The 14613-nt window shown below is 58.8% G+C and carries 13 protein-coding genes; 9 read left to right on the top strand and 4 right to left on the bottom strand.

From position 1 onward, the window contains the following. Positions 1-174 precede the first annotated feature (174 nt). The 4 genes from ACESQ2_RS13700 to ACESQ2_RS13685 all read right to left on the bottom strand — a co-directional run bounded on the left by ACESQ2_RS13700 (position 175) and on the right by ACESQ2_RS13685 (position 6670). Entirely contained in the window at positions 175-1575 is a 1401-nt protein-coding gene (locus ACESQ2_RS13700) for a glycoside hydrolase family 1 protein (protein ID WP_345911600.1), read from the bottom strand. A gap of 54 nt (positions 1576-1629) precedes the next feature. Next, positions 1630-3822 (bottom strand): CBM35 domain-containing protein, encoded by a 2193-nt coding sequence (locus ACESQ2_RS13695; protein WP_345911614.1) that lies wholly within the window; start codon positions 3820-3822, stop codon positions 1630-1632. A 15-nt stretch (positions 3823-3837) separates the two neighbouring features. Continuing rightward, positions 3838-5175, bottom strand: coding sequence for a carbohydrate porin (locus ACESQ2_RS13690; protein ID WP_057173210.1), 1338 nt, complete (start codon positions 5173-5175; stop codon positions 3838-3840). A gap of 223 nt (positions 5176-5398) precedes the next feature. Further along, entirely contained in the window at positions 5399-6670 is a 1272-nt protein-coding gene (locus ACESQ2_RS13685; RefSeq protein WP_025106460.1) for a PTS sugar transporter subunit IIC, read from the bottom strand. Between the two features lie 174 nt (positions 6671-6844). Between ACESQ2_RS13685 and ACESQ2_RS13680 the strand changes: the two genes are divergently transcribed. From ACESQ2_RS13680 to sitD, 9 genes are all read left to right on the top strand, one after another. Beyond that, a complete protein-coding gene (locus tag ACESQ2_RS13680; RefSeq protein ID WP_004104871.1) occupies positions 6845-7159 on the top strand; it encodes a PTS sugar transporter subunit IIB in 315 nt (104 codons plus the stop codon). Between the two features lie 9 nt (positions 7160-7168). After that, positions 7169-8491 (top strand): PTS sugar transporter subunit IIC, encoded by a 1323-nt coding sequence (locus ACESQ2_RS13675; protein WP_373170688.1) that lies wholly within the window; start codon positions 7169-7171, stop codon positions 8489-8491. 23 nt (positions 8492-8514) lie between these two features. After that, positions 8515-8829 (top strand): PTS lactose/cellobiose transporter subunit IIA, encoded by a 315-nt coding sequence (locus tag ACESQ2_RS13670; RefSeq protein WP_004104873.1) that lies wholly within the window; start codon positions 8515-8517, stop codon positions 8827-8829. A gap of 184 nt (positions 8830-9013) precedes the next feature. Continuing rightward, positions 9014-9928: an ROK family protein gene (locus ACESQ2_RS13665; protein WP_224260170.1), complete on the top strand. Its 915-nt coding sequence runs from the start codon at positions 9014-9016 to the stop codon at positions 9926-9928. 56 nt (positions 9929-9984) lie between these two features. Next, on the top strand, positions 9985-10947 hold the full coding sequence (locus ACESQ2_RS13660) for a LacI family DNA-binding transcriptional regulator (protein WP_025106458.1): 963 nt from the start codon (positions 9985-9987) through the stop codon (positions 10945-10947). Between the two features lie 178 nt (positions 10948-11125). Beyond that, on the top strand, positions 11126-12043 hold the full coding sequence (locus ACESQ2_RS13655) for a metal ABC transporter substrate-binding protein (RefSeq protein ID WP_373170686.1): 918 nt from the start codon (positions 11126-11128) through the stop codon (positions 12041-12043). Continuing rightward, positions 12040-12861: a manganese/iron ABC transporter ATP-binding protein gene (locus tag ACESQ2_RS13650; RefSeq protein WP_014226545.1), complete on the top strand. Its 822-nt coding sequence runs from the start codon at positions 12040-12042 to the stop codon at positions 12859-12861. Before ACESQ2_RS13655 ends, ACESQ2_RS13650 begins: the two co-directional genes overlap by 4 nt. Further along, positions 12858-13706, top strand: a complete 849-nt coding sequence (gene sitC / locus ACESQ2_RS13645; protein ID WP_185219866.1) for an iron/manganese ABC transporter permease subunit SitC — start codon at positions 12858-12860, stop codon at positions 13704-13706. Before ACESQ2_RS13650 ends, sitC begins: the two co-directional genes overlap by 4 nt. Next, positions 13700-14554 carry an iron/manganese ABC transporter permease subunit SitD gene (gene sitD / locus ACESQ2_RS13640; RefSeq protein ID WP_014226547.1) on the top strand — a complete coding sequence of 285 codons (855 nt, stop codon included), beginning with the start codon at positions 13700-13702 and terminating at the stop codon, positions 14552-14554. The genes sitC and sitD overlap by 7 nt, the downstream gene beginning before the upstream one ends. Positions 14555-14613: the final 59 nt, after the last annotated feature.

The following is a 14613-nucleotide window of genomic DNA, read 5'->3' as shown; positions in this document are numbered from 1 at the left end:
GGCTCGCGGCTGACGCCTTAGCCGGGCTACCTGTCCGCAGACGGCGGGGACCTCGAAGCCCCGGTAGGTACGGTTTTCCGGAGGCGATGCTGCGCATCTGTCCGGCTACAAGTTCGTGCGGTTTGGTAGCCCGGACAGGCGCGTCAAGCGCCGCCTCCGGGGGATTTTGCCGAGCTATTTATCAGAACTGAAGCCGTTGCTGGTCGCCAGTTCGGCAAACCACAGCGCGTTGCGCTTTATCTGCCGCTCTCCGGTTTGCAGGTCGAGCCGCCAGAAACCGTAGCGGCGCTTGAACGAGTTAATCCACGACCAGTTATCGATAAAGGTCCACTGATGCACGCCAAAGCAGTTCGCACCGTCGGCAATGGCGCGATGCAGCTGCACCAGATGCTCTTCCATCAGGCCGATGCGGAACGAATCGTCAATCACCCCGTCTGCGCCCGGTTCGCCTTCCGACTCAATATCCATCGCAATACCGATTTCCGCGAGGAACCACTTTATATTGCCGTAGTTATCGCGAATATTGGCGGCAATGTCATAAATCGCCTGCGGCAGAATCTCATTATTATCGCGATAAGGATTAAAGCGCCCTTGCGGATTCACGTAGTTTTCGAAATAGACCTCCGGGGTGAAATAGTCCAGCGTATAGTCGCTTTCGCGCGCCTTCACCCGGCGCGGAACGTAATAGTTAACGCCGAGAAAATCGACGCGCGATCCGGTAATCAGCTCCACGTCGGCTTTTGTCACCTCCGGCAGGCAGTCGTGCGCGGCCAGAATTTCGCACAGCGCTTTCGGGAACTGATGCTTCACCAGCGGATCGAGGAAGCTGCGGTTGAAGAACAGATCCGCATACCACGCCGCTTTTTGGTCTTCCGCGCTGTCGTTGCGGGTATAGGACGGCGTCAGATTCAGCACCACGCCAATCTCGCTTTCCAGCGCCAGCGCGCGAAACTCGCGCACCGCTTTGGCGTGGGCCAGCATAATGTTAAACGCCACCTGCGCCGCCAGCCTGCCGTCTTTCTTGCAGGGATAGTGGAAGTCGTACAGGTAGCCGCCCTCAACCGGCACAATCGGCTCGTTGAAGGTAATCCAGTATTTCACCTTGTGACCGAATAGCTCAAAAGCGGTACGGGCAAAACGCGCGAAAAGATCGGTCACGTGCGCCGACTCAAAGCCGCCGTACTGCTTTTGCAGCGCTTCCGGCATGTCAAAATGATAGAGGTTGATCATCGGCTCGATGCCCTTTTCAATCATCTCATCAAGGTAGGCATGATAGAAACGCACCGCGTCCGCATTGGGCGCGCCGGTTTCGAAGTCGTCAATCAGCCGCGACCACTGAATCGACGTGCGGAAGGAGTTGAACCCGGTCCGCTTCATCAACGCCACGTCCTGGGGATACTGATGATAGGTGTCGCAAACGGTTTGCGGCCCAATCTGCTGATAAAAACGTTCCGGCTGTTCGGCAAACCAGCTATCCCAAATAGAACGGTGCGGCTTGTTGCTTATCCCTTCCGTTTGCGGACCGGATGCCGCCGCGCCCCATAAAAAGCCTTCCGGAAACTGATACCGGGTCATAACGCCTCCTGTAAGTTAAAAAAGGCCGCACCCAACGGGCGCAGCCAATAAGCACTACTCTGCAACCACTTCAATCGATTTGATAAACATGTAGCCCCAGTCGCCGGCGAATTTACCGAAGTCGATGCGGTTATCGCCGGCCTTCAGCTCAACCGGCACCAGCAGCTGCTGGCCCTGCTCATCGGTCTGCGGGAATTCAACCGCGATTGGCGCGCCGTCGTTGACGATAAACGAATTTTTCTTACCGCCCCATTTGCCGCTGAACGTCACCCGCAGCTGATACTTGCCGGCCCACGGCGCGGAAACCTGCCAGCTGACCTTATCCCCGTCGTTGGCGAACGGCCCGAGGAAGCCGTCGCCGCCAATCGCCAGCGCGTCTTTTTCGCTTTTCGCCGCCGCAATCTTGCCATCGGTCACGTTCAATACCCCGCCGCCAAAACGGCAGTAGTCGGCGGGGGCTTTACCGACGGCTTCCGTCACCGTGACCTTAACGGTTTTGCTGCTTTTGAGCAGGCCGTCATCGGCGCTAAAAGTCAGCGCGTATTCACCGGGAGCGCTGAACCAGGCGCGGGTTTCGGCTTTATCCGTCGCGCAGAAGTGGGCCTGCGCGCTGCCGCCGTTGCTCCAGCTCACCGTCACGTTGCGGTCCGGGAGGGCGTCATCGCGCCAGCTCGCGCTGAGCTGCACGCCCTGGTCCTGGCTGGTGGTGAGCGTTTCCACCAGCGTGACTTCCGGCGCCTGATTCGCCTGAGTATGCTTCACGCTAATCACGTTCGAAGGCGATGAACTGCTGCTCTCGTTTTTAGCGATGACGCGGTAATAGTACGTATTCCCCAGCCGCAGACTGCGATAGTCATCGCGGAACAGATCCATCGTCTGCGGGTTCCACTCGTTAACGCCGTCGGAAATGTCGCGCCCCACAACCTTCCACGGCCCGGATGGCGAATCAGCGCGCTCAACATCATAGGCGCGCCCTACCGCCGCCCCCAGCCAGTTGATCGCAAACGGTGAATCCGTCGGCCGCAGCGTCGGCGCGTCAGGTTTCGGCAGCGGCGGCGCTTTCTCCTGCCCGTTCATCTGCGCGGCGGCGGTGCGCACCAGGTCGACCACCTCCATCTCCTGGTTGGCCTTACCTTCGACCGGGAAGCCCGGCAGATGGTAGCTGTAGTGGCCGGTGGACTCTTTGTGCCAGTAGAAGCCGCCGTCGTGACGATGACCGCGGAAGCCCCAGATTAAACCGCCCGCCGCCTGCGCGCCGTTGACTTCGCTATGGACGATCGACTGCATAATGGCGTTAAGTTGCTGCGCGTCCAGCAGGCCAAATTCGCCCACCATGTAGACTTTCTTACCCGCTGCCGCCGTCAGGTCTTTTTTCACCTGTTCGGGATGGTTGTTATCGGCATTGGTGTAGTAATGGTTGCTGACGATATCGACATGGGGATCGTTAAGCGCAAACGCATTAATTTTCTTATAGGTACCATCCACCACCAGCTGGTGCGGCGCCCACTTTTTGATCCACGCGGCGGTCTGCTGAAGGAACGCCGCGTTGGTGTCCTCCAGCTCGTTGCCGGTCTCCCAGGCCATAATCGCTTTTTCGTCATAGTAAGGGCGCCCGGTCACGCTGTTGGTACGGGTGATAACCTGACGAATCACGTCCAGATAGGCCTTGAAGGTTTTACTGTCGGTACGGTAAAAATCCTCCGGCTTTTCGTGGTAGAACGCCGCCAGCTGCTCGCGACCGCCCCACCACCACCAGTGATCGATAAACGGCAGAATCAGGCGCAGCCCCTGTTTGTCCGCCTCGGCGATCATGTTGTCGTACACCCGCATCGCCTTTTCGTTCAGGCGCGGCATGCCGTCGGCGGTTTCCGGGGCCAGAATATGGGTTTCGCGACCGCAGGCCTCGTCAAACGTCTGCTGCACCGAGAGTACGTATACCCGCTGCGCCCTGGCGCCGGTTTGCACGAGTGCTTTAATCCAGTTTTCCTGTTCCTCCGCCGTCGGCCAGCGGAAGTATTGCCCCCAGCCGCGCGAGTCGGCCTTGCAGGTACCGCGCGCATCGTCCTCGATACGGTGCAGTTCCGGCGCATGAATGCCCGCAAAGCGGAACACCTTGTCGCCATCTTTTAACGTTGCGCCGTCGCGGGTAATAAAGTGTTCAAAGTGCGACTGCTCCGCGGCCATCGCGCCTGCGCTTCCCAGCGCCGAAAGCAGCGCGACGAGCATCAGTTTTTTCACCGGCTTAATCATCGTTATCTCTCCTTAGAACCAGACTTCGGCCTGCACGCCGAAGTTCAGCGTATCGGTGTCGCCGCTGCGCGAGTAGCTACCGGCGGAAAGGGTATTGGTGCTCCAGTCGTAGTTGCCGTCCAGCGCGTCGGACACCCCTTTATCCCACTTCGCGTAAGTCACGAAGAAGCGCAGCTGCGGGCGAGTCCAGAAGCCGGAATCAAAGGTCAGGGTCGGCGCGATGGTCACTTTAGTCAGGCCGCCTTTGCCTTTGCCGTCCACGCCTTTGTAGTTTTTATCGTCGAGATATTCGTAGCCCAGCTCGTACTGCATGGCGAAGTTTTTGGTGATCTGCTGGTACGGGCGAATCCCCGCCACCCAGCTGGTGCGCCCCCAGCCTTCGGCGTCTTCCGTCCACCAGCGGTAGTTTTTGTCTTTCTGATAGTAGGCGAACGTGGAGATTTCCCAGTCGCCTAGCGAGGCCATGTTATCCAGCACCACGCGCCAGGACTGGGTATCGTCGAGGTTTGCCCAGCCCCAGCCGTTTTTACCCAGCGAGTCTCCCGCCGCCAGGCCGCGCCCGTACTGGAAGACCACGCGAGAGTAGCCGCCGGTCAGGCCGTAAAAGCCGTCAAAGTTGTAAACGCCGGTCACGCCGTAGCCCTTCTCCGCCGAGGTCGGGTGCTTCTCGTTGCGGTTCATGTGGTGGCCAATCAGCTCAAGATCGAAGCCGGTGCCGCCGATCTTTTTCAGCCACAGGTTGAGCGAGTAGTCATCCGGATAGCCCTGATCGCCTTTGTCGACCGGGTAGGCTTTGGTTTCATCCGTCGGCGAGAAGGCGTAAACCCCGGCATCGAAGCGCGCGAAGCCGAGATCCATGTTGTCGAAGCCGCCGCCGGTACCGTTGTACTGAATGTACTCCCAGTCGAACTGGTGGCTGGAGGTGTTGGAGCTGCTGTAGCGCTTACCGGCCCAGAAGGTCATTTCCGGGGCGAAGTCGAGATTTGACAGTTCGGCAAAACCTTCACGGAACTGCACATCATGCCCGTCGTCATCCTGACAGTTCCAGTCTGAGGTGCATTTCGACTGATGGGTAATGTTGGCCTGGACTTTAGCCACCACGCCGCTGTCCGAGGTTAACGTCACCGTCGGGATCAGTTCGATCTTGGTGTCCTCTTCGTTGCCCAGACGCCACTTGCCGTCCGGCATCAGGCCAACGGAGTCGGCGCGGTTACCGTCGGCGTTGGCGAGGATCCCCGAACGGATATAGCCGTGGAGCATAAAATCGTACTTCTGATCGGCGATGGCGCAGTCGCTCATCACCGCGAGGGCGAGTAAAGACAGAGGTATTGAATGATTTAGCCTGATCATTTTTTATCCTTGGTTATTTTTTTATTAACACTGCCTGAGAACGGGAGGAAATTTACGGATCAAAATTGGAAATGTACATCCGTTAAAGGAAAGCGCTTTCCGTAATTGCCGGATGAGTTCACAAATTTAACGATAGCGGGCAAATATTCGTGATTTAGATCACATCTTTGAGCGGAAATAAAAAAGCCCGCGCGCGGCGGGCTGTGGCAGGCAGGCGAAAAGCTTAGCGTTCGGCGTCGGCGAGCTGCCGTTCATAGACCTTGAAGAACGGACGATAGAGCATCCAGGCATTAAAAATGGCGAACAGGCACATGCAGAGGTTTTTCCAGCTGCCGTTGGCTGACCACGCCGCGCCGAGCGGCGCCGGCATCGACCACGGCAGCATCGCCACCGCCCGATCGAGAACCCCAAGATGAGTTAAATACCAGGCGATACAGGCGTTTATCAGCGGTACAAAAAGAAACGGCAGCAGGAAAACCGGGTTCATGATAATCGGAAAGCCGAACAATATCGGCTCATTGATGTTAAACAGCGAGGGCAGGAGGCCAATTTTCCCCACGCTTTTCAGCTGCCGCGAACGGCTGCGCATCGCCATAAAAACCAGCGGCAGCGTCGAGCCGATGCCGCCGATCAGCAGGTAGAAATCCCAGAATCCCTGCAGGTAGATATGCGGCAGCGTAGCGGAACCGGCGGCCAGCGCCTGCTGGTTTTCAAACAGATAGGTCATCCAGAACGGGTTCATAATCCCGGTGATAATCAGCGCGCCGTGAATGCCGACAAACCAAAGCAGGTTGCAGATAAATAAAGAAATTAATACCGCAGTTAGGGTATCGGACGCCACCACCAGCGGCCGCACCGCTTCGCTAATCAGCTCCGGTAAAATGCGCCCGGTGCTCTGCAGCAGCAGCGCGTTGATGACGCTAATAGAGAGCATCACCACCAGCAGCGGGATCAGCAGCTGAAAGCCGTTGCGGGTCATCACCGGCACCTCTTCCGGCAGGCGGATGCACCAGCCTTTCTTATAGAAAAAGCGCACGATTTCAATAGAGTAAGTGCTTGAAATCAGCGCGGTAAAAATCCCCATTCCGCCGAGGAAAATATTGGTCGCGCCGTTGTCGCGAAAGCCGATAAACAGCAAAAACGCCAGGCAGCCGGTCAGCCCGCAGAGCCGCTCCGGCAGCCGGTACTGCTTGGCAAGGCTGGCGCTGGCGCCGAAGGCCACAATCAGCGCCACCAGCCCGATAGTCAATTCAAAGGTTGGCAGCAGAATGGGCCGCAGCTGGAAATAGAACTGGCCGAAAGCCGATGCGCCGTTGATGGAAACGGGCGGAAACAAAATCGGCACCAGCAAACTTCCCACAATCACAAACGGCATCGCCAGCGCAAAGCTGTCGCGCATCGCCGTAATGTGGTTATTGCGCGTCAGAACGTTGGCCAGCGGCGCCAGCCGCTGTTCGATGATATCGACGGCAACATTCATCAACTGAATGTTCATAATCCTGCCTTTAAGAATAGAGGTGTCGCCAGGATGATCGCGCACTCCCGGGTAAAGTAAAAGCCCGCCATAGGTGATCGTGGTCACAATAAATAAATCCACTAACGGAAAGCGCTTTCCGTTTTATATCCGTTATGACTATAGTCGGCGCATCCATCTCATCAGGAGCGATATATGAAAAAGATAATGTTGTGCTGTTCCGCGGGCATGTCCACCAGCCTGCTGGTGAAAAAAATGATCGCCGAAGCCGAGCAGCGCGGTCTGCCGGTGGAGATCAACGCCTTTGGCGTCGCGGAATTCGATCAACAGGTCGGCCATTACCAGGTGGTCCTGCTGGGGCCGCAGGTGAAATACATGCAGAAAGATCTGCAAAAGCAGGCTGATAAATACGGTATCCGCGTGGAACCCATCAACATGATGGATTACGGCATGCAGAAAGGCGGCGCCGTACTGGATTTCGCGCTTTCCCTTATCGATAACAAAAACTAAGGAAAGATCATGAGCTCTCTGTACGCGAAGCTGATCGCCGTGATTGAACAGAAGATCACGCCTATGGCGGGGGCGATCGGCCAACAAAAATACGTCACCTCCATCCGCGACGGTTTTATTACCGCCCTGCCCTTTATGATCGTCGGCTCGTTTTTGCTGGTCTTTATCTTCCCGCCGTTTTCCCCGGATACAACGTGGGGCTTTGCCCGCGCCTGGCTGCAATTTTCTCTCGATCATCGCGATGCGCTGATGCTGCCGTTTAACTTCAGCATGGGGGTGATGACGCTGTTTATCGCCGTCGGGATCGCCGCCAGCCTGGCAAAACACCACAATCTGGACTCGCTGACCGCCGGGATGCTGTCGCTGATGTCGTTCCTGCTGGTGGCCGCGCCGCTGAAAGATGGCCAGATCTCCACCGCCTACTTCTCCGGCCAGGGGATCTTCACCGCAATTCTGGTGGCGATTTACTCTACCGAGCTGTACGCCTTCCTCAAGCGCCACAATATTACGATCCGTCTGCCGCCTGAAGTGCCGGCGGGCGTGGCGCGCTCGTTTGAGATCCTGATCCCGGTGCTGGCGATCGTGCTGACGCTGCATCCGCTGAATCTGTTTATCGAAGCGCAGCTGGGCATGATCATCCCGGAAGCGATCATGTCGCTGGTGAAACCGCTGGTGGCGGCGTCCGATACTCTACCGGCGATTCTGCTGTCGGTGCTGGTGTGCCAGGTGCTGTGGTTTGCCGGCATTCACGGGGCGCTGATCGTCACCGGGATTATGAATCCGTTCTGGATGGCGAACCTGTCGATCAACCAGGCGGCGATGGCCGCAGGCACCGCGATCCCGCATATCTATGTCCAGGGCTTCTGGGATCACTATCTGCTGATCGGCGGCGTCGGCTCCACCCTGCCGCTGGCTTTGATGCTGCTGCGCAGTAAGGCGGTGCATCTGCGGACGATTGGCCGGATGGGCGTGGTGCCGGGCGTATTCAACATCAACGAACCGATTCTGTTCGGCGCGCCGATCATTATGAATCCGCTGTTCTTCCTGCCGTTCGTGCTGGTGCCGATGATCAACGCAACCCTGGCCTACTTTGCGCTGAAGCTGGACCTGGTGAGCCGCGTGGTGTCGATGACGCCGTGGACGACGCCGGCCCCTATCGGTGCCTCGTGGGCGGCGAACTGGAGCTTTAGCCCGGTGATCATGTGCCTGATTTGCATGGCGACGGCGATGGTGATGTATCTGCCATTCCTCAAAGCCTACGAAAAACAGCTGCTGGAGCAGGAGCACGCTAACGCGGCGGCCCTGGCCGAAAGCGCGCCGCAGTCCGCATAATTCATACTATTCAGAGGTTTGTCATGGAATTAGAAGAACAGGTAATGGGTATCATCATCAACGCCGGGCAGTCGCGTAGTCTCTGTTACGAAGCGCTGAGCTGCGCTAAAGCGGGTGATTTCGCCGCCGCCGACGAAAAAATGAAAGAAGCGGCGCATTTTGCCCGCGAGGCGCATCGGGTACAGACCCAGCTGATTGAGGCCGACGAAGGCGAGGGTAAAACCAAAATGACCCTGGTGATGGTTCACGCTCAGGATCATCTGATGACCTCGATTCTGGCGAAAGAGCTGATCGGCGAACTGATCGCCATTTACCGCTCGCGACCGCTGCACGCGTAGGGTTCCCCCTCTCCGGGGGAGAGGAGATGACCTAGCCCGGGTAAGGCGTTGACGCCGCAACCCGGGAAAACGGTAAATGCTCATGTCACCTGGCTGACCTCCCGGCTCGCGCTACGCTTAGCCGGGCTACCTGGACTACACGCGTAGCGGCCCGGGAAACCGTCGACCACAATTAAGGACAACCATGCTACATCTGGGTTTAGACATTGGCGGCACCAAAATGGAAGCCGTCCTGCTCAACGCGGCGGGCGAATGCGTCTATCGCCAGCGCCGTCCGACGCATAAAGAGAGCTATCAGGCGTTTATGCAGCAGCTGCTCGGACTGATTGCGACCGTCCGCGACTGGAGCGAACGGCCGTTTACTCTCGGCATCGGCCTGCCGGGGGCTATCGACCCGCAAAGCGGCCTGATTAAAAACTGTAACTGTCTGGTGCTCAACGGCCACGACCTGCGTCATGACCTGATGCGGGAACTTGGTCAACCGGTATGGATGGCAAACGATGCCGACTGCTTCACCCTCTCTGAGGCGGTAGACGGCGCGGGCGCGGGGGCACCGACCGTATTCGGCGTTATCATCGGTACCGGCTGCGGCGGCGGCGTTGCGGTGAACCAACGGCTGCTCAGCGGGCCTAACGCCATCGCTGGCGAATGGGGACACAATCCTCTGCCGGGCTATTGCCCCGAGCGCGACGGCCCGGCGCAGCCCTGCTACTGCGGCAAAGAGAACTGCATCGAAAGCTTTATCTCCGGTACCGGCTTTGCCCGCCGCTACGGCGAGCAGGCGCCTGCGGAAGCGATTATCGCCGCCGCGCAAAACGGCGAACCGCAGGCGCTGGCCCACTGGCGGCATTTTATTGACGCTTTCGGCCGTAGCCTGGCGTCGGTAATCAATATCCTCGATCCGCAGGTGATTGTACTGGGCGGCGGGCTCTCCAACGTCGGGCAAATCTATGAGCAGCTGCCGTCGGCGATTGTCCCGTATCTCTTTTCCGACAGCTGCCGAACGCAGATCAAACAGGCCCGCTTCGGCGACGCCAGCGGCGTGCGCGGCGCGGCCTGGCTGCCGGTTCTGGCCAACGCTGAAGCCGGTCGGCGGTAGACACTTTTTTCAGCAGGTATGCTAAGCTAGGCGAAAATATTCAGACAGAAAATGCCATGCCAACCATTGATGATGTTTCAAGATTAGCGAATGTCTCCCGAGCGACGGTATCGCGCGTGCTGACCGGCACGCGGGGCGTGCGCGAAGAGAGCCGGGAAGCGGTGCTGCGCGCGGTAGAGGAACTTAACTACCGCCCGAGCTTTGCCGCGCAAAACCTCGCCAGTCAGACATCTAATCACGTGGGGCTGGTGATCCCGGCGAACGATGACAGCAGCGGCGCGCGCCTGCTGCCGATGCTCTCGCTAGCGCTGAAGGGGCTGAATAAAAACCTGATTGTTCAGTACGTCACGGATGCGGCGGAACAGGCGGCGGTCGTCGACGATTTACAGCGCCAGTGCGTGGCGGTGGTGGTGCTCGGCGCCGTGCCGGCGGATGCGCCGCGCAACGTGATCTCCTTTGACCGCTTCAGCATTGCCGGGGTCAATAATCAGGGCTACGACTACGCTTTTGCCACCGAAAGCGCCTGCCGCTACGTGATCGGCAAGGGCCATCGCAATATCGCGCTGATCGTTGATAACGACAGCGATGACGCCAGCCGCCAGATGCTCGAAGGCTATCGCAACGTCCTGCAAAACTACTCCATCCCTTTTAACCGGCAGCTGATGCTGGCGGCCAACGATAACGTTGAACAGGCGCTGCTGACGCTGATTAACAGCTTCAGCAAATACTCGGTGATTATCGTGAAACGGGACCGCTACGCCGCCGAAGCGATGCGCCTGCTGCGCGAGTTCAACGTTGCCGTACCGCAGGAGGTCTCGCTGCTGAGCCTGGAAGATTCTCCCCTCGCCTCCCTGCTCAATCCGCCGCTGACCTGTATCTCCTGGCCGCTGGAGCAGCTGATGGAGAACTGCCTGCAGCGTATCCGCAACCTGATTGACGAGCGCCCCACCTTCTCTCCCGAAGGGCGCACGCTGGCGGGCCGCCTGATCCCCCGCCAGTCGGTGGCCGATCTCTCCTGACTTCAGCGTCCGGCCTTCCGCGTGGCCGGGCCTTTTCCTCTCCCGCCGCGGGTTCGCACGCTAATCATTCGCCTCACATCTAAATAAGAATTATTTTCATTTATAAATAGCTTGTGCTATATAACATAGCAATGGCTATAAATGATGATTAATTAACCGCAACGTTGTGAGGGACCTTATGCTGCACCTGCCACCCCTGAAGCATCTGATGTTTGCCGCCACGCTGGCGCTGCTGGCCGTCGCCCCCGTCCAGGCAAAAGAGAAATTTAAAGTGATTACCACCTTCACGGTGATCGCCGATATGGCGCAAAACGTCGCGGGCGACGCCGCCGACGTCTGCTCCATCACCAAACCGGGGGCCGAGATCCATGAATATCAGCCGACCCCCGGGGATATCAAACGCGCGCAGGGCGCGCAGCTGATCCTCGCCAACGGCCTGAACCTTGAACTGTGGTTCGCCCGCTTTTATCAGCACTTAAACGGCGTACCGGAAGTGGTGGTCAGCAACGGCATTCAGCCGATGGGCATCAGCGAAGGGCCGTATAACGGCAAACCCAACCCGCACGCGTGGATGTCGGCGGACAACGCGCTGATCTATGTCGATAATATTCGCGACGCGCTGGTGAAATACGATCCTGCAAACGCCAACGCCTATCGCCACAACGCCGAAGCCTACAAAGAGAAGATCCGTCAGACCATGGCGCCGCTGAAGGCGGAACTGGCGAAGCTGCCGCAGGATAAGCGCTGGCTGGTGACCAGCGAGGGCGCGTTTTCTTACCTGGCCCGCGATAACGGCCTGCAGGAGCGCTATCTGTGGCCGATCAACGCCGACCAGCAGGGTACCCCGCAGCAGGTGCGCAAAACCATCGACACCATGAAGAAAGAGCGCATCCCGACCATTTTTAGCGAAAGCACCATTTCCGATAAACCGGCGCGTCAGGTGGCCCGGGAAGCCGACGCCCACTATGGCGGCGTCCTGTACGTCGACTCCCTGAGTACCGCCGATGGCCCGGTGCCGACCTACCTCGACCTGCTGCGCGTTACGACCCAAACCATCGTCCAGGGCATCAACGACGGACTAAGGAAACAGGCATGAGTCACGAGCTGCCGGGCCTCGCGGTCAACAACGTCAGCGTCACCTACCGCAACGGTCATACCGCGCTGCGCGATGCTTCATTTAGCGTCCCACGCAGCGCCATCGCGGCGCTGGTCGGGGTGAACGGCTCGGGAAAATCGACGCTGTTTAAAGCGCTGATGGGCTTTGTGCGCGTCGGAAAAGGCGATATTGCGATTCTCGGTCAGCCGGTTAATCGCGCCCTGCGGCAGAACCTCGTCGCCTACGTTCCGCAGGCGGAAGAGGTGGACTGGTCCTTCCCGGTGCTGGTGGAAGATGTGGTGATGATGGGGCGCTACGGCCATATGGGCTGGCTACGGCGGGCCAAACCGCGCGACCATGAGATTGTCGACGCCGCCCTGGCGCGGGTCGGTATGAGCGAGTACCGCCACCGCCAGATCGGCGAACTCTCCGGCGGGCAGAAAAAGCGCGTGTTTCTGGCCCGCGCTATCGCTCAGCAGGGAAAAGTCATTCTGCTGGATGAACCCTTTACCGGCGTCGACGTGCAGACCGAAGCGCGCATCATCGAGCTGCTGCGGGAACTGCGCGACGAAGGCTGCACCATGCTGGTTTCCACTCACAACCTCGGCTCGGTAAGCGAGTTCTGCGACTACACGGTGATGGTCAAAGGCACCGTGCTGGCCAGCGGCCCGACGGAAAGCACCTTTACCGCCGAAAACCTCGAACTGGCGTTTAGCGGCGTGCTGCGCCACGTGGTGCTGAGCGGCGCGGAAGAGCGGATTATCACCGACGATGAGCGGCCGTTTATCAGCCGTCGGGCGGCGGGAGGCGAAAGATGAACTGGCTACTGGAGCCGTTTGGTTATCACTATATGCTGAACGCGATGTGGGTCTCGGCGCTGGTGGGCGGGGTGTGCGCGTTTCTCTCCTGCTACCTGATGCTTAAAGGCTGGTCGCTGATTGGCGACGCCCTCTCCCACTCCATCGTGCCCGGCGTGGCGGGCGCTTATATGCTCGGCCTGCCCTTCGCGCTGGGGGCGTTTCTTTCCGGCGGGCTGGCGGCGGGCAGCATGCTGTTTCTTAACCAGCGTTCGAAGCTGAAGGAAGACGCGATTATCGGCCTGATCTTCTCCTCTTTTTTCGGTATTGGCCTGTTTATGGTGTCGCTGAACCCCACTTCGGTGAATATCCAGACCATTATTCTCGGCAATATTCTGGCCATCGCCCCGGAGGATATTATCCAGCTGGCGGCGATTGGCTCTATTTCGATGGCGATTCTGCTGCTGAAGTGGAAAGACCTGATGGTGACCTTTTTCGATGAGAACCACGCTCGTTCCATTGGCCTGAATACCACCGCGCTGAAGCTGCTGTTCTTTACCCTGCTGGCGGCCTGTACCGTGGCGGCGCTGCAGACCGTCGGCGCGTTTCTGGTGATTTGCCTGGTGGTGACGCCCGGGGCCACCGCCTGGCTGTTGACCGACCGCTTCCCGCGCCTGCTGGCGATTGCCGTCGCGATTGGCAGCCTGACCAGCTTTTTCGGCGCGTGGCTGAGCTACTATCTGGACGGGGCGACCGGCGGGATTATCGTCGTCGCCCAGACGCTGCTGTTTTTAGCCGCTTTTGTTTTCGCGCCGAAGCACGGCCTGCTCGCCAGCCGTCGCCGCGCCAGGGAGGCCTCATGCTGAGCGCGCTGATTGAACCTTTCCAGTTCTCCTTTATGGTCAACGCCATACTGGTGGCGGCGATCGTTGCCGTCCCCTGCGCGCTGCTGTCGGTGTTTTTGGTGCTCAAGGGCTGGGCGCTGATGGGCGATGCCATGAGCCACGCGGTTTTTCCGGGCGTGGTGGTGGCGTATATCCTCGGTATCCCCTTCGCCATCGGCGCGTTTATCGCCGGGTTGTTCTGCGCCATCGCCACCGGTTATCTCGACGATAACAGCCGCATTAAACGCGATACGATCATGGGCATCGTATTTTCCGGGATGTTTGGCGCGGGCCTGGTGCTGTACGTGTCGATTCAGTCGGAGGTCCATCTCGATCATATTCTGTTTGGCGACATGCTGGGTATTTCCGCCAGCGATATTGCGCAAACGTCGCTGATCGCGCTGGCGATTGCGCTGATAATCGGGCTTAAGTGGCGTGATTTTCTGCTGCACGCCTTTGATCCGCAGCAGGCGAAGGCCAGCGGATTGCGCTGCGGGCTGCTGCATTATGGGCTGCTGTGCATGATTGCGCTGACCATCGTGGCGACGCTGAAAGCGGTGGGGATCATTTTGTCGATTTCGCTGCTGATAGCGCCGGGGGCGATCGCTCTGCTGCTGACGCGGCGTTTTGTCAGCGCCCTGCTGCTGGCAGTGGCGATAGCGTTAAGCTGTTCGCTGGGCGGCGTGTGGCTGTCGTTTTATCTCGACAGCGCCCCGGCGCCGACCATTGTGGTGCTGTTTACCGTCCTGTTCGTTATCGCGTTTGTCTGGACGTCGGTTCGCGATAGTCAAACCACGGCTCGTTCCGGCGAGGCCCCGGGTCGCGGCTGACGCCTTACCCGGGCTACAGACCGCACGAATTGTAGCCCGGCTAAGCGCAGCGCGAGCCG

The organism is Klebsiella sp. Q11, from assembly GCF_964241505.1.
GTDB classification, from domain to species: domain Bacteria; phylum Pseudomonadota; class Gammaproteobacteria; order Enterobacterales; family Enterobacteriaceae; genus Klebsiella; species Klebsiella michiganensis.
This window is presented reverse-complemented; position numbering and strand designations above follow the sequence as displayed.